A 20,284-nucleotide genomic window follows, 5' to 3' on the forward strand; every position below is an offset into this window, starting at 1 on the left:
TTGCCCGCCGCGCCAACCTCGCCGTCTCGAACAGCGTAGGGCGCACATGCATTTGAACTTCATTTACCCTGAATCCAACGGATCCTAGAACACCATGGCCACACAGGACGCCCTGAGTCATCAGCACGCCTCGTCGCGCTTGCTGCAACCCACCGTCAAATCGCATCTGGCTTACACGCTGCTGAGCGGCTTGGTCTTGATGGTGATGTATACCCTGCTGCGAGTCGCGCTGCTGGTCTATAACCGCGAAATGATTGGTAGCATCCCTGCGTCGACCTTTTTCGAGGCGATGGTCAATGGCCTGCGTTTCGACTTGCGCCTGACAATTTACCTGCTCATTCCTCTGGTGCTGGCGTTGTTCAGCGCCCGGGCAATGACTGGGCGTGGGTTGTTCCGGTTTTGGTTGACGATTGGCGCCAGCATCACGCTGTTCCTCGGCCTGATGGAGTTGGACTTTTACCGCGAGTTCCATCAACGCTTGAACGGGCTGGTGTTCCAGTACGTCAAGGAAGACCCGAAAACCGTGCTGAGCATGCTCTGGAACGGCTTCCCGGTGGGACGCTATCTGCTGGCCTGGGCGGCGGTTACCTGGGTACTGAGTCTGCTCTTCAAGGGCATCGACCGTCTGACTCGAACCCGTCGGCGGCTTAATGTCAGTTCGAGCAGCAACCGCTCGGTCGCACCGTGGTATCTGCGTATCGGCGTGTTCGTGGCCTGCCTGATGGTTGCCGTCGTCGCCGCTCGTGGCACCCTGCGTCAGGGCCCGCCATTACGTTGGGGGGATGCGTACACCACTGATTCGAACTTCGCCAACCAGTTGGGCCTCAATGGCACCTTATCGTTGATCTCTGCTGCCGAAGCCCTGACGTCCGACCAGCGCGCCAATATCTGGAAGGCCACGCTGCCCCAACCGTTGGCGGAACAAACCGTGCGTGACATGTTGCTGACCGCCAGTGACAAGCTGGTTGATGCCGACACCGCTGCCGTGCGCCGCGATTCCTTGCCACCCGTGGAAAAAACACTGCCGATCCGCAACGTGGTGGTGATCCTGATGGAAAGTTTCGCCGGTCATTCGGTGGGTGCTTTGGGCAGCGATGCCAACATCACGCCTTACTTCGACAAGCTGTCCAAGGAAGGCCTGCTGTTCGACCGCTTCTTCTCCAATGGCACGCATACCCACCAGGGCATGTTCGCCACCATGGCCTGCTTTCCAAACCTGCCAGGTTTTGAATACCTGATGCAAACCCCGGAAGGCAGCCACAAACTGTCCGGCCTGCCGCAGTTGCTAAGTGCCCGCAAATACGACGATGTCTATGTCTACAACGGCGATTTTGCGTGGGACAACCAATCAGGCTTCTTCAGCAACCAGGGCATGACCAACTTCATTGGCCGTAATGATTTTGTCGATCCCGTGTTCTCCGATCCAACGTGGGGTGTGTCCGATCAGGATATGTTCGACAGAGGCGCTCAGGAGCTGAAAGCACGCGAAGGTGGCAAGCCTTTCTATGCGTTGCTGCAAAGCCTGTCCAACCATACGCCGTATGCGTTGCCGGAAAACCTGCCCGTCGAGCGGGTTACCGGGCATGGCACGCTGGATGAGCATTTGACGGCCATGCGTTATGCCGACTGGGCGTTGGGGCAATTCTTCGAGAAGGCGCGCAAAGAGCCTTACTTCAAAGAAACCCTGTTCATCGTCGTCGGGGATCACGGTTTCGGTAACGATCAGCAAGTCTCCGAAATGGACCTTGGTCGCTTTAACGTACCCATGCTGATGATCGGCCCAGGCGTCCAGGAGAAATTCGGTCAGCGCAGCAGTATTGTCGGCACCCAGATTGATATCGTTCCGACCATCATGGGGCGTTTGGGTGGCGAATCGCGTAACCAATGCTGGGGTCGTGACTTGCTGAACCTGCCTGAAGGCGATAAAGGTTTTGGCGTGATCAAACCATCGGGGGGCGAGTTGACCGTCGCCCTGGTGACTGGCGATCGTATTCTGATCGAGCCCAAGGATATGGAACCTCGCGTGTACCAATATGAGCTGGGCGCCAAGCCCCACGCCGAACTGATGCCTCAACAAGCTGATTTACCACAGCTAAGGCTGAAGCTGGAAAGCTTCCTGCAAACCGCAACTAAGAGCCTGATGGAGAATACCGCGGGCGTGGTCGACAGCAAGCCGCGCTAAGCGAGCGGCGTACTAAAAAAGAGACCTTTACCGGTCTCTTTTTTTGTCCGCCCGGCAGCCAAAACAGTGGAACGAATACTGGATTTTCAGGGTCCAGATTAAGTAAGCCGCTTTCTTCGGCTTCGCTGAGGAGACATAGATGAAACAGTGGACCATTACTTATCTTGATAAAGATGGCGTCCGACAAAGCCTAGAGTTTGGCAGCGAGCAGCGTCCTGATATGGAGACAGCGGCAGACTATCTACGCGAGGTTTTGTACCCTGTGGTTGATAAACTTGATCTGAACGACCTTGACGGCCGGGCACCCGAGCCGACGGTAAAATCCCTGAAGGCACTGCACAGTGTGCAAATTATTTCGGTCACTGAAACTCCTTGAATCATACCTTTGGCCATTGCTTGATCTGCCATTTGGCACGGACGGCCGATAGGGTTACTCTGCAAATGAGGCCGAAGCTGGCTTGCTTTGGCTTCCTCCATGTCGATGCCCGGTCTACCTGATAGATCTGGCCTTGTCAGCTACATGCTTGGCTCCTGGCGACAGACTATCTGTTGCTGAGCGACCACCAATCGGCGGGTCGCGTTGGGAGTGTTGAAACTCTATCTATCGTTGCATAGGAGGACGTTTCATGAGCACAGCCTATCAAGAGGACATCAGCAGTAACGTACTGCGCCGCATGAAAGAGGGCGGTTTTGATTTCGCACGTATTCATCCCATCGAGTTTTATGCCGTTTTCCCGGATGAGGAGCGGGCACGGCAAGCGGCAGGGCAGTTTCGTGGGGAATCCTTGAACGCGCAGGTCAGCGTCCGTGATGACGGGGCATGGCATCTTCAATTGAGCAAAGTGATGTACGCCACTTATGGTGGGATCGATGATTTCGAGCAAGACTTTCAAACGGTGATCACACCGCTGGACGGTGAGGTCGAGGGGTGGGGCGTGACTCAGGAAATCAAGCGTTTTAATTAACGCCCGAGGGTGTCCCCGTTGCAATCCCCTTACCGGCTGACCTTTTGTCAGCCGGTTTTAGTTTGTAGGTTCTAACCGTTAGAGGGATTGTTGGGTGGGTTGTGAAACAAAATTACACCTGTGAAATCAACGCTGACTATGCTGGTAATAGATAGCGTTATTGAAGGACGCGTCGCAATGAGGCGTAGGTGAATAAGTTGGGGCGGTTACTGCACAGGAATGGTGCGGTTGCGTTAGGGGATTTATCCAACTGTTTGATATTAAAGCGTTTATGCCGATGGCACGGGCCTTGCGAAGGCCTTTGGTGTCCGTGGTGACAAGGAGTACGGCATGATCCGCACCTTTTATGATGAGATGTATGACGCTGGCGGTCTGGTCCGTCCGCATTATCGGGAGTTTGCCCGTTGGCTGGGTGAGACGCCGCCGGAGCTTTTGGCTCAGCGCAGACGTGAAGCCGACCTTTTGTTTCATCGTGCCGGGATTACGTTCACGCTGTATGGGGACGACCAGGGCACTGAGCGGTTGATTCCGTTCGATACGATTCCGCGCAGTATTCCTGCCAGCGAATGGCGGATTGTGGAACGCGGCTGTATTCAGCGGGTCAAGGCGTTGAACATGTTTCTCGCCGACCTGTATCACGATCAACGGATTATCAAAGCCGGGATTATTCCCGCCGAACAGGTGTTGGCCAACGAGCAATATCAGTTGGCGATGCAGGGCCTGAATCTGCACCGTGACCTTTATTCGCATATTTCCGGTGTTGACTTGGTGCGTGATGGCGACGGCACCTACTACGTGCTCGAAGACAACCTGCGCACACCCAGCGGCGTCAGTTACATGCTCGAAGATCGCAAGATGATGATGCGCCTGTTCCCGGAGCTGTTCGCCGCTCAGCGCATCGCGCCCATCGATCATTATCCGAACATGCTCCTCGATACCTTGAAAAGCTCCAGCCCCATCGACAATCCGAGCGTTGTAGTCCTGACTCCTGGCCGCTTTAACAGTGCCTTTTTCGAACACGCCTTTCTGGCGCGCGAGATGGGTGTCGAGTTGGTGGAAGGGGCCGATCTGTTCGTGCGTGATGATCGCGTCTTCATGCGCACCACTGACGGGCCTAAAGCCGTCGATGTGATCTACCGGCGTCTGGATGATGCGTTTCTCGATCCGCTGGCGTTTAACCCCGACTCAATGCTCGGCGTCCCGGGCCTGCTTTCGGCCTATCGCTCGGGCAATGTGGTGCTGGCCAATGCCATCGGGACCGGCGTAGCGGACGACAAGTCGATCTATCCCTATGTGACGGACATGATCCGTTTCTATCTGGATGAAGAGCCGATTCTGCAAAATGTGCCGACCTGGCAGTGCCGCAAACCGGAAGAGTTGTCCCACGTGCTGGCGCATCTGCCGGAACTGGTGGTCAAGGAAACCCAAGGTTCGGGTGGTTACGGCATGTTGGTTGGCCCGGCGGCTTCGGCAGCTGAAATCGAAGTGTTCCGTGCCCGCCTGAAAGCCAAGCCCCACGCGTACATCGCACAACCCACTTTATGCCTGTCGACCTGTCCGACTTTTGTCGAGAACGGCATCGCCCCACGCCATATCGACTTGCGCCCATTTGTTCTTTCCGGCCGTGAAACCCGAGTAGTCCCAGGCGGCCTTACCCGAGTAGCCCTGCGTGAAGGCTCTCTCGTGGTGAACTCGTCCCAGGGCGGCGGAACCAAAGACACCTGGGTGGTTGAGGATTAAGGATGCCTGCCAATGCTAAGTAGAACTGCCTCGGATTTATATTGGATGTCGCGTTATCTGGAGCGAGCGGAAAACCTCGCGCGGATGCTCGACGTCAGCTATTCGTTGTCACTGATGCCCCAGGATGGGCGCGGCGATGGTCTGGATGAAATGGCCATGCCGCTGTTGATTACCGGCACGCTGGACGACTATCTGGAGCGCTACGGTGAGTTGCACGCCGAACGCTTGTTGCATTTTTTCGCCCTGGATGCGACCAACCCGGCCAGCATTTACAGCTGCCTGGGTGCCGCTCGGGCCAGTGCTCATGCGGTGCGCGGACGAATCACGGCAGACATGTGGGAAAACATCAACGCCACGTGGCTTGAGATACGCGGCATCGCCGAGCAGGGTTTGAGTCGTTACGGCATGAGCCGTTTTTGTGAGTGGGTCAAAGAGCGTTCGCACCTGTTTCGGGGGGCGACCTATGGCACCATCATGCGTCACGATGCGTTCCGTTTTATCCGTCTGGGGACGTTCATCGAGCGCGCCGATAACACCCTGCGCATGCTCGACGCCCGTTACGAGATGCTCGAAGTGCTCGGGAAAAATACCGAAGCGATCTCTGACAGTTCGGCGCACGGCTACTACCAGTGGAGCGCCTTGTTGCGCGCCTTGTCGTCGTTCGAGGCGTACACCGAGCTGTATCGGGACGCGCCGGGTGCGCGTCAGGTCGCCGAATTGCTGCTGTTGCGTGCCGACATCCCGCGCTCGTTGCGCGCCTGTCTGGAAGAGCTCGATCAGATCCTCGCGAGTCTGCCAGGCGCCAATGGCCGTCCGGCACAGCGCTTGGCCGCCGAATTGGACGCACGTCTGCGCTATACCAGCATCGATGAAATCCTGGGTGAAGGCCTGCATGAATGGCTGAATGAATTCATTCCGTTAGTGGCCCAATTGGGTAACGCTATCCACACTTCATACCTGGAGGCTGCATGAGACTCTCAATTAGCCACGAGACCACTTATCACTACGAAGATCAGGTCCGCGCCAGCATCCAGTATTTGCGTCTGACACCTCACGACAGCGAGCGCCAGCAGGTACTCAGCTGGCAGCTGACCTTGCCGCGCCCGGTGCGTGCGCAGATCGATCCGTTCGGCAATATCCTTCATGTATTGACGCTGGATGAGCCCCACGAAGCGATCATTATCGGTGCCCGTGGCCAGGTTGAAATCGACGAGAAGCGTGAGGCTGAGCATGAAAGCCAGTCAGCGCTGCCATTTCTGCGTTTCACCCGTCTGACTGAAGCCGATGAAGCCATACGTGCCTTTGCGCTCAAGCAGTGCCACACGCGCAAAGACCGCAATGCCTTGATCGACTTGATGTACGGTCTGAACCAACACATGACCTACAGCCCTGGTTCGACAGAAGTCGATACCAGCGCTGCTGAAGCGTTTGCTGGCCGTTCAGGCGTGTGCCAGGACCACACCCATGCGTTCCTGGCCTGTGCCCGTAGTCTGGGAGTGCCCGCGCGTTATGTATCAGGTTATCTCTATAGCGAAAACAGCGAGCATCTGGCCAGTCATGCCTGGGCGGAAGCCTGGATCGATGACGCCTGGTACAGCTTCGATGTGACCAATCAACTGTCCCGGCCTGAGCGTCACCTCAAGCTGGCAGTGGGTCTGGATTACCTCGACGCCTGCCCGGTACGGGGTATGCGCCGTGGCGGTGGCTGCGAGCAGATGCATGCCAAAGTGTTCGTCTCGCCGATGTTGTTGGTGCAGCAGCAGTAACCATCCTGAGCGCGGTGTGACACACCGCGTCAGCTTCTTCGCAGGCACGTCAGCGCTTAGAGCGGGGACGCTGCCGTTCTGCGTTGCGCCATGTGCCTGAGATAGCCAATCAGTTGATCCAGCTCACCCTCGGACAGCACCGCTGTAGAGATCGCGGGCATTTTTGCCTGTGGCCATTGACGCAGGCTTTGCGGGTTTCGGATGTAGAGCTTGAGGTAGTCCCCCGCAAAGTACTCAATGGGGCTGTGCGGCTGATTCAGGTCCGGACCCAGTTGCGAGTCACCGGCACCGTTGAGGCGATGGCAGGCCAGGCAGTTTTTCTGAAACAGTGCAAACCCTTGATTGATCGGATCATTGGCAGCCAATGCCCGGTCCGGCAGCATCATTGGGAAACGTTCAGCCACGGACGCTAATATTCGTACTTTACTGACCGCGAAGGGCCATTGTTCGGGGCTGATGTTGCCGGCTTTCGGTTCGGTCCATACCAGATAAAAAGGACCGGGGCTTTGCTGGTTTTCGCCCAGCGTGGGCCACGGAGCTGCCGGGTCTTCGATCGCCAGCCACGCGCGTGCGCCAGTGCTCTCAAGCAAAGGCCCTGCGGGCATCTCGGCGGCAAACCCATCCGTGGCCACGGCCTGGAGATGATCCTTTGCAGTAATGCCCCCAAGCAGCGCCGCCATTGGCACTGCGCGATAGGTCATGGCGCGTTTGTAGGAAACATCTTCGGCGATTTGGATCTGCTGCGCTTGCGGATGCTTAAGCAGCTGTGCGGTGTCCCAAATATGGACCCCGTCGGGTAGCTCGACGCTCAATTGAGCGGCTTGGACGACGCCCACGTGGCTGACAGCAAAGCAGCAGAGCAACGGTATGAACGCTAACCACTGACGCATAAACCCATCTCCATTAATTCAGGCTGGAAGATTGGCACAGATGCGCTTTACTCGACAGCGTATCGAATACCTTGCTTTGGCATGGCAAAGATACGCTCAACCGAACAGACGGGTCATGTTCGGCACAATCAATAAAAGAGTAGTGGCGAACACAATAAGCCCCGCCTGACGAACTTTCGAATGTTTAAACATGGCTGACTGCCTTTTGTTGTTATTCCTGAGCGACTAAAGCTCTCCGATTTCGTAGTACATGAATCGGGCAGCTGGCAAAGGTGATACACGCGAACAGGTGTCCCGGCAGACCCGGCAACTCAGACTGCTACTGTATTTTTTTTGCGTCCGTCTGTTACAGGGTTAACCTTAGGACCCGCGTCACGTATGGCTTAGATCGATTTCGTATCATTTAAGAGACGATATGAATTGCACGTACTAAGGCTCATCGCCAGCTTCCGAGTACTGCCTTTGCTAGACGCTTTGAAGGCTTGCGATACAGATATGTTAGTCAGCTACCGTTCGTCTGAGCGAGGCGGTCAAGCCTAATGAGCGCTTAGGTCATTGAATCAGCTCGGGTGACGTTTAAGGTGTCGGTACAGGAACCCACTTTCCACTGCGCTCCGAGGACCTCATGACTGAAGCTTTGATTTTCGATGCGGTACGCACGCCCCGTGGCAAAGGCAAACCGGGTGGGGCGCTGTACAGTGTCAAGCCGGTGAACTTGATAGCGGGATTGCTTGTTGCCTTGCAGCAACGCAACCAACTGGACACCCGTCAGGTCGATGACATTGTTCTGGGGTGCGTAACGCCGGTGGGTGATCAGGGCGCGGACATTGCCAAAACGGCTGCACTGGTCGCCGATTGGGACGTCAGCGTCGCGGGGATGCAGCTCAACCGGTTTTGCGCGTCGGGCCTGGAAGCGGTCAACCTGGGCGCGATGAAAATTCGCTCAGGCTTTGAAGACCTTGTGGTGGTGGGCGGGGTCGAGTCGATGTCACGTGTACCAATGGGCAGCGACGGCGGTGCCTGGGCGTTGGACCCGCAGACCAACATGCACTGCCATTTCACCCCGCAAGGGATCGGTGCCGACTTGATTGCGACGATGGAGGGCTTCAGTCGCGGCGATGTCGATGCCTATGCTTTGTACTCACAGCAAAAAGCCGCCCGTGCACGCGCCGATGGTTCGTTCAACAAATCTCTGGTGTCGGTAAGAGACCAGAACGGCACGCTGCTGCTTGATCACGATGAGTTCATTCGCGCCGACTCGACCCTGGAGGGGTTGGGCAAGCTCAAGTCGAGCTTCGAAATGATCGGCCAGATGGGATTCGACGCCACCGCGCTTCGGGTCTACAGCCATGTCGAGCGCATCAACCATGTTCATACCCCCGGCAATAGCTCCGGGATCGTTGATGGTGCGGCTGCCATGCTTATCGGTTCCGCGGCCAAGGGCCTGGCGCTGGGTCTGCGCCCTCGGGCACGCATTGTCGCGACGGCGGTGACCAGTGCCGACCCGACCATCATGCTCACCGGTCCCGCGCCAGCGACGCGCAAGGCCTTGGGCCGCGCCGGGTTGAAGGTCGAGGATATCGACCTGTTCGAAGTCAACGAAGCGTTCGCCTCGGTAGTGCTCAAGTTCATCAAGGACATGGACATCAGTGCCGACAAGGTCAACGTCAATGGCGGCTCAATCGCCATGGGCCATCCGCTGGGAGCAACCGGGTGCGCAATTCTTGGCACCTTGCTCGATGAGCTGGAAGCCCGCCAGCTGCGCTATGGCCTGGCGACACTGTGTGTCGGCGGCGGCATGGGCATTGCCACCATCATCGAACGCTATTAAGCCTGTCTCCCGACTTCACCAGGATTTCTCTATGACCTCCGCCATGACTGACGCCATCCATTATGAGAAGGGCCAGGACCAGATTGTCGTCCTGACCATCGACATGCCCGGCCAGACCGCCAACACCATGAACGCGGTGTACCGCGATGCCATGGCCAGCATCGTCGCCCGACTGAACACCGAGAAAGACTCGATTGCCGGGGTAATCATCACCTCCGCGAAGAAAACCTTTTTCGCCGGTGGCGATCTCAACGAACTGATTCAGGTCGACAAGGCCCGTGCACAGTGGTTCTACGAGATGGTCCTGAACCTGAAGGCACAGCTGCGCACGCTCGAAACCTTGGGCAAACCGGTGGTCGCCGCCATTAATGGCGCCGCGCTGGGCGGCGGTTGGGAGATCTGCCTGGCTTGTCATCATCGCATTGCTCTGGACAGCAGCAGTGTTCAGATCGGCCTGCCGGAAGTCACCTTGGGCCTCTTGCCGGGCGGCGGCGGAGTCGTGCGGATGGTGCGCATGCTCGGTCTGGAAAAAGCCCTGCCGTATTTGCTCGAAGGTAAGAAAATTGGTCCGCAACAGGCACTGCAAGCAGGCCTGATTGACCAGATCGCCAGCGACCGCGACGACATGCTGGCCAAGGCCCGCGCGTGGATCGGCGCCAACCCGTCCGCGAAACAACCGTGGGATGTGGCCGGGTACCAGATTCCCGGTGGCACGCCCTCACACCCGAAAGTCGCGCAAATGCTCGCCATTGCGCCGTCGATCCTGCAAAACCGTACTCAGGGATGTTTCCCGGCGCCCGAGAAAATTCTGTGTGCTGCTGTAGAAGGCGCACAGGTGGATTTCGATACGGCGCAGATCATCGAAACACGCTACTTCACCGAACTCACCACCGGTCAGGTCGCGAAAAACATGATCGGCACTTTCTGGTTTCAGCTCAATGAAATCAATGCCGGTGGATCACGCCCCACAGGTATTCCGGTTCATCAGACCAAAAAAGTCGGCGTGTTAGGCGCGGGCATGATGGGCGCGGGCATTGCTTACGTGAGCGCGTCGGCGGGTATCGAGGTGGTACTTAAAGACGTCAGTCAGGCTGCGGCTGAGAAGGGCAAAAGCCATTCTGCCAAGTTGCTGGACAAGAAGGTCTCCAGTGGGCGAATGACCGCCGAGCAGCGGGATGCGATTCTGGCCCGCATCCTGGCCACTGAGCTGGATGCCGATCTGCATGGCTGCGATCTGATCATTGAAGCCGTGTTCGAAGACCGCTCGCTCAAAGGCACTGTCACGGCTGCAGCGGAGCGGGTTGCCTTGCGTGACGCTGTCATCGCGTCCAACACCTCGACCTTGCCTATCAGCGGCCTGGCGAAGGCGATTGTGCAAGAGAACCGGTTTATCGGCCTGCATTTCTTCAGCCCGGTGGACAAGATGCAACTGGTGGAGATCATCAAGGGTGCCAACACCAGCGATGAAACCCTGGCCCGAGGTTTCGATTTTGTCCTGCAAATCAAGAAAACCCCAATCGTGGTCAACGACAGTCGGGGCTTCTTCACCTCACGGGTGTTCGGAACCTTTACCAACGAAGGCATTGCCATGCTTGGCGAAGGCGTATCGGCGGCGATGATTGAAACCGAAGCGCGCAAGGCCGGTATGCCCGTTGGGCCGCTGGCAGTGTCCGATGAAGTGTCTTTGAGCCTGATGAGCCACATTCGCCAACAGGCGCGCAAGGATCTCGAGGCTGAGGGCAAACCCGTGCCGCAACACCCTGCGTTCGCGGTGGTCGACCTGACGCTCAATGAGTACAAGCGCCCAGGCAAGGCCGCTGGCGGTGGGTTTTATGACTACCCACAAGGCGCGCCCAAGCACTTGTGGCCGGAACTGAAATCGCGCTTCGAAAAAGCCGATGGGCAGATTGCCGCGCAGGATGTACGCGATCGCTTGCTGTTCATTCAGGCCATCGAAACCGTGCGTTGCCTGGAGGAGGGCGTTCTGTTGTCCACCGCCGACGCTAACATTGGGTCGATCTTCGGCATCGGCTTTGCCGCCTGGAGCGGTGGTGCGCTGCAATTTATTAACCAGTACGGGCTCAAGGATTTCGTCGCTCGCGCGCAGTATCTGGTCGAACAGTACGGAGAGCGTTTCGAGCCACCGGTACTGTTGCTGGATAAAGCCGCGCAGAACCAATTGTTTTAAGGGGCGCGCGCGAAACTGGAGTAAATGAATAGTGCGTGGGCACTTGCCTTGATGTGGTTATTCAAGGCAGGCTTTGCCCCTGCGCTATTGCCTTTACTGTGTCAGGTACTTTTTTATGTCGTTACGCATCTGCATTCTGGAAACCGACGTCCTGCGTCCGGAGTTGGTCAATCAATATCAGGGTTATGGGCAGATGTTTGAACGGTTGTTTTCGCGTCAGCCGATTCCGGCAGAATTTAGCGTCTACAACGTGATGCATGGTGATTACCCTGCTGCTGATGAGCGTTTCGACGCGTATCTGATCACCGGTAGCAAAGCCGACTCATTCGGCAGCGATCCATGGATTCAAACCCTGAAAACCTTCCTGCTGCAGCGGTTCGAGCAAGGTGACAAGCTGCTGGGTATCTGCTTCGGCCATCAATTATTGGCGTTGCTGCTGGGTGGGAAAAGTGAACGTGCCCATCAGGGCTGGGGCGTCGGTACGCACCGATATAAACTGGCTCCGGCGACACCGTGGATGAGTCCGGCTATCGACGAGCTGACGTTGCTCATCAGCCACCAGGATCAAGTCACGGTACTCCCGGAAAACGCTACCGTAATTGCCTCCAGCGATTTCTGCCCGTTCGCCGCGTTCCACATCAATGATCAAGTGCTGTGCTTTCAGGGTCACCCGGAGTTCATCCACGATTACTCCCGCGCCTTGCTGGAGATCCGCCAACAGCACCTGGGTGAGCAGATCTATAACAGCGGCATCGCCAGTCTGGAATACGACCACCACGGCACGACCGTGGCTGAATGGATGATGCGTTTTGTGGCGCACAAGCCTGAAACACAGGTGGGCTGAGGGTAAATCGCACCTGCTCTACCGCTGTCGAGCAGGTGCGCTACAACCATCCCGAGCGCTTGAAGCTGGCATACAAACCCACGCATCCTGTCGAGATAAACCCGAGCACCGCGAAATAGCCGTATTGCCAACCCAGCTCCGGCATGTTCTGGAAGTTCATCCCGTAGATCCCCGCAACCGCCGTCGGAAACGCCAAAATCGCCGCCCAGGCTGCGAACTTGCGCTGCACGATGCTTTGCCGCGAGGACTCCAGCAGTAGACCGATTTCGATGGTCTGGCTGGCGATGTCGCGCAGGTTGGCCAAATCTTCCATTTGCCGAGTGACGTGAATTTCCACGTCGCGAAAGTACGGGCGCATGTTCTTGTCGATAAACGGGAAGCTCAGTTTTTGCAGTTCTTCACCAATCTCCACCATGGGCGCCACGTACCTGCGTAACCGCAGCAGATCGCGGCGCAGACTGTGAATGCGCTGAATATCGACTTCGTTCATCGCGCCGCTCAGTACACCGTGTTCGAGTGCGTCGAGTTCGCTGTGGATGGCCTCGGTAACGGGTTGATAACACTCTGTGACGAAGTCGAGGAGCGCATACAGCACGAAATCTTCACCATGTTCAAGCAGCAACGGCCGCGCCTCGCAACGCTGGCGCACCAGCCCGTACGATTTCGAGTGGCCATTACGGGCGGTGATGATGTAGCCCTTGCCAGCAAAGATATGCGTCTCGATGAATTCGAGTTTGCCGTTTTCGCGAACAGGGGAGTACGTGACGATGAACAGTGCGTCGCCGAAGGTTTCGAGCTTCGGTCGGCTGTGTGTCTCAAGTGCATCTTCGATGGCCAGTTCATGCAAATTGAACTGACGTTGTAGATTAGTCAGTTCCTCCGCATTGGGTTGTTCCAGGCCAATCCAGACGAAGTGCCCGGGCTTCGCAGCCCATGCGGCACCCTCGTCGAGGGTAATGTTGGTGACTTTTTTTCCGGCGCTGTAAACCGCAGCAGCAACAACTCGGCCCATAGTGGTATCGCTTCTTCTTTTTTGGATGACAGTGGCACGTAGCGCTTAGCTTAACGTGGTCTGACTGATCAGAGTCAGCGATAGCGGGTGAGTTCACGGGCAATAAAGCCGACTCAACGGGCTTGAAGGGTGAGCGTCATGCGCCGAGCAGTTGCTTGTCCATGGCGGCGATACAGATTTGCATCTGCTCGCGGCATCGGCCCATCAGTATGGGCACGTCATCCAGGCTCAAGCCAGCCGTCGGGATGGCGGGCAATGAACGAATCATTATTCGGGTCGTGCGCCAGCGATTGAGTTGCATGTGTTTGATGTAGCTGCTGACGCATACCTGCACGATGGGCACGCCGGCAGCGATGGCCATCTGGAACGCGCCCTTTTTGAATGGCAGCAAGTCTTCTCCGAGGTTGCGTGTGCCCTCCGGGAAGACCCATATCGAGGTGTCCTTGTGCTGCAAGGTGTCGGTCGTGGTCAACATCGACTGCCGGGCTTTGTGGACGTTGCCGCGATCAATCAGGACATTACCCGCCAACCAAAACAGCTGACCGAACAATGGCACCCATTTAAGGCTTTTCTTGCCGATACAAACGGTGCGTGGAGGGACCACATTGCCGAGGACAAAGAGGTCGTAGTTCGACTGATGATTGGCAATGATTACGCACGGTTGCGACTGCTTGAGTAACGGGGCCATGTCGGCCTTCAGACGCAAACGTAAAATAGACATCGCAGGCCAGGCGTAAATGCGCGCGCACAGACGACTGTTATCCGGATTGAATGGACGGCACAGCCCTAACAATACGCCCAGTACACCCGCTGCAATAAAGTGCAGGCCCATTAACAACATGCGAAACACCAACAGCATCAACTGGCCCACCAAGACAAAAGGTGGCGCAGTGTACGAATGTGCACTGAGGACAGCAATTGCCGAGCAGGGCTGTTCAGGGTTGATTGTTTGAGGAGATATTTCTTGTGTCGGGACCGGCTTGCGCTAGAGCGGTCGGTTGAAAAAGCCTGGCAAAGAATCAGGCTTTTTCAACCGATTAAAGATCAAATCACGGAGTGTTGCTGATCCAGCACGATGGACTGGTCGAGCGCCTCAAGCAGCGCCTTGCGCACTTTCAGCTTGGTGTTCTTGTGCGCCACCATATTGAGTTTCTTCAATTGCAAGGCCGCTGTGCGTGCGGCGCTTTGCAGTTCTTCGGCGCTGACAACCTTGTCGAGAAAACCTGCATCCAGAGCGCCTTTAGGGTTGAACATCTCGGCGTTGATCACCGACCGATGGAAGGCCGATTTGCTCAGGCGATCACGCGCCAATTCGATCCCGGCATGGTGCATGGTCATGCCAATCTGTACTTCGTTCAAGCCGATGCTGAACGGACCGTCCACGCCAATCCGGTAATCTACCGACAAGAGCAAAAATGCGCCTTTGGCCACTGCGTGCCCAGGGCAGGCAACCACCACAGGGAAAGGGTGCGCTAAAAGCCGCCGTGCCAGGCTCGAACCGGCCGTGACCAGGCTGATTGCATTCTCAGGACCGGACGTCATCACCTTGAGGTCATAACCACCCGAAAGAATCCCCGGTTGCCCGGTAATGATCACCACCGCGCGATCCTGTTCGGCCTGATCCAGCGCCGAGTTGAACGCTACGATCACCTCCGGGGAAATAGCATTGACCTTGCCATTGCTCAAGGTCAGCGTGGCAATACCGTCTTCCAGGTGATACGAGATCAGATCACTCATGACGCGATTCCTTGTGTTGAAGTGGGGCAGACGTTACCCACCCGCGACGCCAAGGTAAAGCGCTATGGATGACTGGTGAGTCAGGATTTTAGCCGGCCTCAGCCTTGAATCACTGGATAAAGCGGGCTGCCGCAACGGTCGGTCGTGCACGTGCGGCAACACATTTTTTCAACGGCGGATCACCTTGAGGCTTATCACTCCTCGATATCGTTCAGCTCGCAGTACTCTGCCCAGTTCATACCGAGTGTCTCGGCGACTTGTTTATGGGCTTCAAGACGCATCGTCTTAAGTTGTTCGGGCGACTCGGCAACCAGTTGCAACGCCAACTCCCAGGGCTCGATACCTTGAGACTCCGCCTCATCCTCGAAGGCCCAGTGGGTCTGCTGCTTTTGCTCCTCGGGGCTCAGGTTTTCGATCTCTGCCTGCAAGAAAGAATTGTCAGCGAGAAATTTCGCCAGCGCGACTTCGTTCCACTCTAATGCGTTCATGCTTCGTCTCCTCTGGCAGATTAACGTCGAGCTATGCGACAACCGGCGCTAGGTTACACCGGAAACGAGTCTCGGTCGTCGTACGGAGTGAGGATCAACTTCCTAACCGTGGATCCCGATCCATGTTCACTTCTTGGCCTAGTATTGGAATGGACGGGCAGCGTCCGAGCCTGCGACGAGTGTGGGGTTTGAGGGCGGTTGCCGGGTTGATACAAGGAAGGTGCACAGTGAGCGTTCAAGCAGCTCCGGAGGTTGCCATGAGATACCTGTCGATACCCGAAGAACACTGGGCCACAGTCACATCGGCCGTGGAAGAGTCAGCCCAGCTAAAAAAATATGCTGTCAGGTTGACGGCGAGGCTGAATGCGCTTTTCGAGGACGAGCACTCCAGGCAAACACTGGGGGTGACCTTCGAAACTCTTGGGGATGGCACTGCCTGGCATATCGAGTCGCCGTTCGGCGTAGCCAGAGCCCATTTCAGGGTATTCACCCGTGAAACCGGGTTGTACGGAAAGTATGTGATTCAAAAGCTGAACAACGACCCTAGAGATGAACCGTTTTGGCATCAAGTGTGGGCACTGCGTATCACACTGCAAGGCCTGGTCCATCCCGGGGATGAAGGGGATGAAGGGGGTGAACTGATCAGTCTGAGGGCTTCGCTTTCAAACCGGTCAGACGACGCAATCCTGCATTTGGGGCTTTCACTGCTCTATTCGTTGGGGCAGGAATAGCGCCAAAAAAGGCTGGCCTGCTCATCATCAGGCCTTTCTGTCAGGTTCCGCCTCGCCCTCGTCGGTGGGTGCTTTAGGGCTATACGCCGGGGCAGAATGAAAAAGCCCGGCGCTGGGCCGGGCTATAGCGAGCGTGTCGACAGATCAGGCGTCGCGCGCAATCAATCAAAAGCGACTCAGTCGTGTTTATGCTTGTTGCGTTTGTGGCCGTGCCTCTTCCCGTCGGATCGATTATTACCACCGTCATCGGCCATGTTGTTACCAAGGGCTCCGCCCGCTGCACCACCAAGGCCTGCACCGATGGTTGATCCGGTCGTGCCGCCTAGCTTGTTGCCGATTATCGAGCCACCCGCCGAACCAATACCACCGCCAATGGCCGCTTCGGTTTTGTTGCCTCTTTTAGCGCCTACAGCACTGCCAGCAGCGCCGCCGACACCTGCTCCAACCGCCGCCCCGGTGCTTCCGCCCATCTGTTGACCGATGACATTTCCAAGCGCGCCGCCAAGCCCGCCACCAATAGCAGCAGTGCCATCTCCGGCAGCCATGACACCTTGAGCAGCAAGAAGCCCTAAAACTAGTACGGGCAGCGTCAATCGCATGATTTCAACCTCAAAAGATAGGTACAACGTTGTGGGTTAGTGCAGTGGGCAAACAATGAAAAAGCCCGGCGCTGAGCCGGACTAGATGACGAGGTAATATACGGTGTCTCATGCAGTGTTTTAACACGATACAGGGTCGGCGGGTCCTCCACTGTCTCTATCCACATCGTCCTCTGTTCGACGCATACAGGCTATTTGCAGGAATGAAACTTATTTGAACAAAGTTGAACGGTTAGAGAGAGACTGATGCATGATGAGTATCATTCAAACGGGTTGCCATCATGACCACGCGAGCCTTCATAAGGATGTTGATGGTTTTGGGAGTGCTTTGGCTGGGCCTGGTGTGGAGCATGGTCGCTTGGCTGTCTACGTCGGAACAGGGAGATATCTCCTGGAGCGTGTTGAGTGCCCACCACGGAGTGAAGCAATCTGAAACTCGCATTTCCCCTAAGCGGTCTTGATGCATTCCACTGGCGTGTAAGGAGCGCGAGCCTGGCTGATGGGCAGAATACGCATAAAAGTGTGGCAGCCGTCATCCGTCCACGGACAGGAAAGTCTATTTCAACCCAGCCATTTTCCGGTCACCGGCCTGACTGAACAGCGTTTCCAACTGATCGATATCCTCTGGCTGCATTGCCTTGAGGCAGACGATACCCAGTACAAAGCCTTCAGCGATCCCTCCCGCCATTGTCGCATCGATAATTCCAGTCGACTGCTCAATGCGCGCGATGATATCGGCGGCTTGAGTTTTGATCGATAGAGGAATGTTCATTTCTTCGAGAGTCATGGGTGGCCTCCTGTATAGAAGGCTGAGCCTAGCAAATTTGATTGGGTGTTGGTCGAATGGCGAAAGAAAGGTTTTGATGGGGGACATGGACCGCCTGGAAGCGAAGTCCAGAATGATAACGCCAACTACCAAAGTAATCAGTGACCCTTTGATCAAGTCCTTGATCAGCCCTTTGAGCAACGTGCCAGTCGCTCAAAGGTAGTGTGCGGAGGGTGGGGCTTACTTCAGATTGCCGCTGAGAAACTGCCGCAGCCGCTCGCTTTGGGGATTGCCCAGTACGTCCTCGGGTGCTCCCTGTTCTTCGACCAGCCCTTGATGCAGAAACAGCACCTGATTTGACACTTTACGAGCGAAGCTCATTTCGTGGGTGACCATGATCATGGTACGGCCTTCTTCGGCCAGCCCCTGAATGACCTTCAGTACTTCGCCAACCAATTCCGGGTCGAGTGCCGAGGTCGGTTCGTCGAACAGCATGACCTCCGGTTCCATGGACAAGGCCCGGGCGATGGCGACGCGCTGTTGCTGACCTCCAGAGAGAAACGCGGGATATTGATCGGCGACACGGGATGGCAGACCGACTTTGTCGAGATAGCGTCGAGCCCGATCCTCTGCATCCTTCTTGCTGACCCCCAGCACTCGGCGCGGGGCCATGGTGATGTTCTCCAGCACAGTCATGTGGCTCCACAGATTAAAGTGCTGGAACACCATCGCCAGGCGGGTGCGGATTCGTTGCAGTTCTGCGTCGTCGGCTACGCGCATGCCGTGTCGATCACTGATCATGCGAATCTGCTGGTCGTCCAGGCTCATGCTGCCGCTGTTGGGTGTTTCGAGAAAGTTGATGCACCGTAGAAACGTGCTCTTACCCGAACCGCTCGCGCCGATCAGGCTGATCACATCGCCGGTTTTGGCTTTCAGCGACACGCCTTTGAGTACTTCGTGGCTGCCGTAACTTTTATGCAGGCCGTCAATGGTCAGTTTGTACATGTGTGCAAGCATCCTCAAGAGGGAAGTAGATAGCCGCTGCGCGTGCAGTTGACGTCCTAGTGAGCCGGGCCAAGAAACGCCAGCCATCGGTGTTCTGCCAAGCGGAACAAACCGACCAGTGCAAAGGTGACGCTCAAGTAGATGAGCGCGGCAATTCCGAACGATTGGAAGGTCAAAAAGGTCGCCGAATTGGCGTCTCGTGCAATTTTCAAAATATCCGGGATGGTCGCGGTAAAGGCCACGGTGGTCGAATGCAGCATCAGAATCACTTCATTGCTGTAGTACGGCAACGAGCGGCGCAGTGCCGACGGCATGATCACATAGGCATACAGCTTCCAGCCGGTCAGACCATAGGCCTTTGCCGCTTCGACTTCACCGTGGGCCATGCTGCGGATTGCCCCGGCGAAAATCTCCGTTGTGTAGGCGCAGGTGTTCAGGGCAAAGGCGAGAATGGTGCAGTTCATCGCATCGCGAAAGAACGCATCGAGCACCGGTTGAGCGCGAACTGCGGCGATGCTATAGATCCCCGTATAGCAAATCAGCAGTTGGATATACAGCGGCGTACCGCGAAATAGATAGGTATAGAACTGGACCGGCCAGCGTACCCATACATGGGTTGAAACCCGGGCAATCGACAGCGGGATCGACACCAGAAAGCCGATGAAGATCGAGGCGCTGAGTAGCCACAAAGTCATGGCCAGCCCGGTGATGTGATAACCGTCGTTGTAAAGGAACGGTTTCCAGTATTCCTGTAGAAGATCGATCATCGTACCGCCTCCCTGGAGCCTGCGGCATAACGGTATTCCAGCCTGCGCAGGACATAGTTCGAAGCGCTGGTAATCAGCAGATAGATCAAGGCGGCGAGTACCAGAAAGTAGAACAGTTGATAGGTGCTTTTGCCGGCATCCTGGGCAGCCTTGACCAGATCGGCCAAGCCGATGATCGAGACCAGTGCGGTGGCTTTGAGAATCACCATCCAGTTATTGCCGATGCCGGGCAGGGCGAAGCGCATCATTTGCGGGAACACCACGAAGCGGAAGCGCTGGCTGCGGCTCAAGCCATAGGCCGTTGCAGCTTCCATCTGCCCACGAGGCACGGCGAGGATCGCGCCGCGAAAGGTCTCGGTGAAATAAGCGCCGTAGATGAACCCCAGGGTAATGATCCCGGCGCTGAATGAATCAATCTCGATATAGTCCCAGTCCAGCGCCACGGTGAGGTTGCTCAGCCAGGTTTGCAGGCTGTAGAAAATCAGCAGCATCAGGACCAGATCCGGCACCCCACGAATCAGCGTGGTGTAGAGCTGCGCTGGAATGCGCAGCAGGGACGAACTGGACAGCTTGGCACTGGCGCCGATCAGACCGAGTAGAACGCTCAACAGTAGCGACAGTATCGATAGTTTGATGGTCATCCAGGTGCCTTCCAGTAACAGCGGGCCAAAGCCTTTAAGGCTGAAAGCTGAAAGTCCCAGAATATGTAATAGGTTTTCGAACATTGGTCAGGCCCTTGGCAAGCAAAAAAGCGCCCATCTTGAGGATGGGCG

20 protein-coding genes are annotated in these 20,284 nt (G+C 56.4%); 10 read left to right on the forward strand and 10 right to left on the reverse strand.

The genetic code is table 11. From position 1 onward, the window contains the following. Positions 1 to 94: 94 nt before the first annotated feature. The 6 genes from ACVBEG_RS08100 to ACVBEG_RS08125 all read left to right on the forward strand — a co-directional run bounded on the left by ACVBEG_RS08100 (position 95) and on the right by ACVBEG_RS08125 (position 6,653). Entirely contained in the window at positions 95 to 2,182 is a 2,088-nt protein-coding gene (locus ACVBEG_RS08100; RefSeq protein WP_322215646.1) for an LTA synthase family protein, read from the forward strand. A gap of 139 nt (positions 2,183 to 2,321) precedes the next feature. Next, entirely contained in the window at positions 2,322 to 2,558 is a 237-nt protein-coding gene (locus ACVBEG_RS08105; RefSeq protein ID WP_323565634.1) for a hypothetical protein, read from the forward strand. A gap of 250 nt (positions 2,559 to 2,808) precedes the next feature. Next, complete coding sequence (locus tag ACVBEG_RS08110; RefSeq protein WP_219060602.1) at positions 2,809 to 3,147, forward strand: ribonuclease E inhibitor RraB; 339 nt, start codon at positions 2,809 to 2,811, stop codon at positions 3,145 to 3,147. 330 nt (positions 3,148 to 3,477) lie between these two features. Further along, entirely contained in the window at positions 3,478 to 4,887 is a 1,410-nt protein-coding gene (locus ACVBEG_RS08115; RefSeq protein WP_322179777.1) for a circularly permuted type 2 ATP-grasp protein, read from the forward strand. 12 nt (positions 4,888 to 4,899) lie between these two features. Then, a complete protein-coding gene (locus ACVBEG_RS08120) occupies positions 4,900 to 5,859 on the forward strand; it encodes an alpha-E domain-containing protein (RefSeq protein ID WP_322215653.1) in 960 nt (319 codons plus the stop codon). Further along, positions 5,856 to 6,653 (forward strand): transglutaminase family protein, encoded by a 798-nt coding sequence (locus ACVBEG_RS08125; RefSeq protein ID WP_322179773.1) that lies wholly within the window; start codon positions 5,856 to 5,858, stop codon positions 6,651 to 6,653. Before ACVBEG_RS08120 ends, ACVBEG_RS08125 begins: the two co-directional genes overlap by 4 nt. A 56-nt stretch (positions 6,654 to 6,709) precedes the next feature. On the opposite strand, the gene ACVBEG_RS08130 is transcribed toward ACVBEG_RS08125, so the two are convergent. Then, positions 6,710 to 7,543 (reverse strand): cytochrome c, encoded by an 834-nt coding sequence (locus tag ACVBEG_RS08130; RefSeq protein ID WP_322215656.1) that lies wholly within the window; start codon positions 7,541 to 7,543, stop codon positions 6,710 to 6,712. 625 nt (positions 7,544 to 8,168) lie between these two features. Here ACVBEG_RS08130 and ACVBEG_RS08135 point away from each other — a divergent pair. The 3 genes from ACVBEG_RS08135 to ACVBEG_RS08145 all read left to right on the forward strand — a co-directional run bounded on the left by ACVBEG_RS08135 (position 8,169) and on the right by ACVBEG_RS08145 (position 12,406). Beyond that, positions 8,169 to 9,374, forward strand: a complete 1,206-nt coding sequence (locus tag ACVBEG_RS08135) for an acetyl-CoA C-acetyltransferase (protein ID WP_322179769.1) — start codon at positions 8,169 to 8,171, stop codon at positions 9,372 to 9,374. 43 nt (positions 9,375 to 9,417) lie between these two features. Further along, on the forward strand, positions 9,418 to 11,562 hold the full coding sequence (locus ACVBEG_RS08140; RefSeq protein WP_447108449.1) for a 3-hydroxyacyl-CoA dehydrogenase NAD-binding domain-containing protein: 2,145 nt from the start codon (positions 9,418 to 9,420) through the stop codon (positions 11,560 to 11,562). Positions 11,563 to 11,677: 115 nt separating this feature from the next. Beyond that, positions 11,678 to 12,406, forward strand: coding sequence for an amidotransferase (locus ACVBEG_RS08145; protein WP_322179767.1), 729 nt, complete (start codon positions 11,678 to 11,680; stop codon positions 12,404 to 12,406). Between the two features lie 40 nt (positions 12,407 to 12,446). Here the strand turns inward: ACVBEG_RS08145 and ACVBEG_RS08150 are convergent, their stop codons facing one another. The 4 genes from ACVBEG_RS08150 to ACVBEG_RS08165 all read right to left on the reverse strand — a co-directional run bounded on the left by ACVBEG_RS08150 (position 12,447) and on the right by ACVBEG_RS08165 (position 15,643). Next, positions 12,447 to 13,418: a magnesium and cobalt transport protein CorA gene (locus ACVBEG_RS08150; RefSeq protein ID WP_322179765.1), complete on the reverse strand. Its 972-nt coding sequence runs from the start codon at positions 13,416 to 13,418 to the stop codon at positions 12,447 to 12,449. Between the two features lie 136 nt (positions 13,419 to 13,554). Next, positions 13,555 to 14,277, reverse strand: coding sequence for a 1-acylglycerol-3-phosphate O-acyltransferase (locus ACVBEG_RS08155; protein ID WP_322215659.1), 723 nt, complete (start codon positions 14,275 to 14,277; stop codon positions 13,555 to 13,557). 185 nt (positions 14,278 to 14,462) lie between these two features. Beyond that, positions 14,463 to 15,155: a crotonase/enoyl-CoA hydratase family protein gene (locus ACVBEG_RS08160; protein WP_322179761.1), complete on the reverse strand. Its 693-nt coding sequence runs from the start codon at positions 15,153 to 15,155 to the stop codon at positions 14,463 to 14,465. 194 nt (positions 15,156 to 15,349) lie between these two features. Continuing rightward, entirely contained in the window at positions 15,350 to 15,643 is a 294-nt protein-coding gene (locus ACVBEG_RS08165; protein WP_322179759.1) for a DUF6388 family protein, read from the reverse strand. 227 nt (positions 15,644 to 15,870) lie between these two features. Between ACVBEG_RS08165 and ACVBEG_RS08170 the strand changes: the two genes are divergently transcribed. Further along, a complete protein-coding gene (locus ACVBEG_RS08170; protein ID WP_447107555.1) occupies positions 15,871 to 16,374 on the forward strand; it encodes a hypothetical protein in 504 nt (167 codons plus the stop codon). Between the two features lie 176 nt (positions 16,375 to 16,550). On the opposite strand, the gene ACVBEG_RS08175 is transcribed toward ACVBEG_RS08170, so the two are convergent. The 5 genes from ACVBEG_RS08175 to ACVBEG_RS08195 form a co-directional block, all read right to left on the reverse strand. Then, positions 16,551 to 16,973: a hypothetical protein gene (locus tag ACVBEG_RS08175; protein ID WP_322179755.1), complete on the reverse strand. Its 423-nt coding sequence runs from the start codon at positions 16,971 to 16,973 to the stop codon at positions 16,551 to 16,553. Between the two features lie 556 nt (positions 16,974 to 17,529). Continuing rightward, a complete protein-coding gene (locus tag ACVBEG_RS08180) occupies positions 17,530 to 17,760 on the reverse strand; it encodes a hypothetical protein (RefSeq protein ID WP_322179753.1) in 231 nt (76 codons plus the stop codon). A gap of 219 nt (positions 17,761 to 17,979) precedes the next feature. Further along, positions 17,980 to 18,744 (reverse strand): ABC transporter ATP-binding protein, encoded by a 765-nt coding sequence (locus ACVBEG_RS08185; RefSeq protein ID WP_322179751.1) that lies wholly within the window; start codon positions 18,742 to 18,744, stop codon positions 17,980 to 17,982. Between the two features lie 56 nt (positions 18,745 to 18,800). After that, a complete protein-coding gene (locus ACVBEG_RS08190; protein WP_322179749.1) occupies positions 18,801 to 19,511 on the reverse strand; it encodes an ABC transporter permease in 711 nt (236 codons plus the stop codon). Then, positions 19,508 to 20,236: an ABC transporter permease gene (locus tag ACVBEG_RS08195; RefSeq protein ID WP_322179747.1), complete on the reverse strand. Its 729-nt coding sequence runs from the start codon at positions 20,234 to 20,236 to the stop codon at positions 19,508 to 19,510. The genes ACVBEG_RS08190 and ACVBEG_RS08195 overlap by 4 nt, the downstream gene beginning before the upstream one ends. Between the last annotated feature and the right edge of the window lie 48 nt (positions 20,237 to 20,284).

The organism is Pseudomonas sp. GG8 (genome assembly GCF_052976945.1).

What these genes read in the sequence shown, in the direction of transcription:
- ACVBEG_RS08150 (WP_322179765.1), bottom strand. Translation starts at nt 13,418, where the DNA reads ATGGGCCGAGTTGTTGCTGCTGCGGTTTACAGCGCCGGAAAAAAAGTC.
- ACVBEG_RS08105 (WP_323565634.1), top strand. Translation starts at nt 2,322, where the DNA reads ATGAAACAGTGGACCATTACTTATCTTGATAAAGATGGCGTCCGACAA.
- ACVBEG_RS08160 (WP_322179761.1), bottom strand. Translation starts at nt 15,155, where the DNA reads ATGAGTGATCTGATCTCGTATCACCTGGAAGACGGTATTGCCACGCTG.
- ACVBEG_RS08110 (WP_219060602.1), top strand. Translation starts at nt 2,809, where the DNA reads ATGAGCACAGCCTATCAAGAGGACATCAGCAGTAACGTACTGCGCCGC.
- ACVBEG_RS08100 (WP_322215646.1), top strand. Translation starts at nt 95, where the DNA reads ATGGCCACACAGGACGCCCTGAGTCATCAGCACGCCTCGTCGCGCTTG.
- ACVBEG_RS08135 (WP_322179769.1), top strand. Translation starts at nt 8,169, where the DNA reads ATGACTGAAGCTTTGATTTTCGATGCGGTACGCACGCCCCGTGGCAAA.
- ACVBEG_RS08195 (WP_322179747.1), bottom strand. Translation starts at nt 20,236, where the DNA reads ATGTTCGAAAACCTATTACATATTCTGGGACTTTCAGCTTTCAGCCTT.
- ACVBEG_RS08190 (WP_322179749.1), bottom strand. Translation starts at nt 19,511, where the DNA reads ATGATCGATCTTCTACAGGAATACTGGAAACCGTTCCTTTACAACGAC.
- ACVBEG_RS08175 (WP_322179755.1), bottom strand. Translation starts at nt 16,973, where the DNA reads ATGCGATTGACGCTGCCCGTACTAGTTTTAGGGCTTCTTGCTGCTCAA.
- ACVBEG_RS08130 (WP_322215656.1), bottom strand. Translation starts at nt 7,543, where the DNA reads ATGCGTCAGTGGTTAGCGTTCATACCGTTGCTCTGCTGCTTTGCTGTC.
- ACVBEG_RS08120 (WP_322215653.1), top strand. Translation starts at nt 4,900, where the DNA reads ATGCTAAGTAGAACTGCCTCGGATTTATATTGGATGTCGCGTTATCTG.
- ACVBEG_RS08125 (WP_322179773.1), top strand. Translation starts at nt 5,856, where the DNA reads ATGAGACTCTCAATTAGCCACGAGACCACTTATCACTACGAAGATCAG.
- ACVBEG_RS08140 (WP_447108449.1), top strand. Translation starts at nt 9,418, where the DNA reads ATGACTGACGCCATCCATTATGAGAAGGGCCAGGACCAGATTGTCGTC.
- ACVBEG_RS08185 (WP_322179751.1), bottom strand. Translation starts at nt 18,744, where the DNA reads ATGTACAAACTGACCATTGACGGCCTGCATAAAAGTTACGGCAGCCAC.
- ACVBEG_RS08115 (WP_322179777.1), top strand. Translation starts at nt 3,478, where the DNA reads ATGATCCGCACCTTTTATGATGAGATGTATGACGCTGGCGGTCTGGTC.
- ACVBEG_RS08145 (WP_322179767.1), top strand. Translation starts at nt 11,678, where the DNA reads ATGTCGTTACGCATCTGCATTCTGGAAACCGACGTCCTGCGTCCGGAG.
- ACVBEG_RS08165 (WP_322179759.1), bottom strand. Translation starts at nt 15,643, where the DNA reads ATGAACGCATTAGAGTGGAACGAAGTCGCGCTGGCGAAATTTCTCGCT.
- ACVBEG_RS08180 (WP_322179753.1), bottom strand. Translation starts at nt 17,760, where the DNA reads ATGACTCTCGAAGAAATGAACATTCCTCTATCGATCAAAACTCAAGCC.
- ACVBEG_RS08155 (WP_322215659.1), bottom strand. Translation starts at nt 14,277, where the DNA reads ATGCTGTTGGTGTTTCGCATGTTGTTAATGGGCCTGCACTTTATTGCA.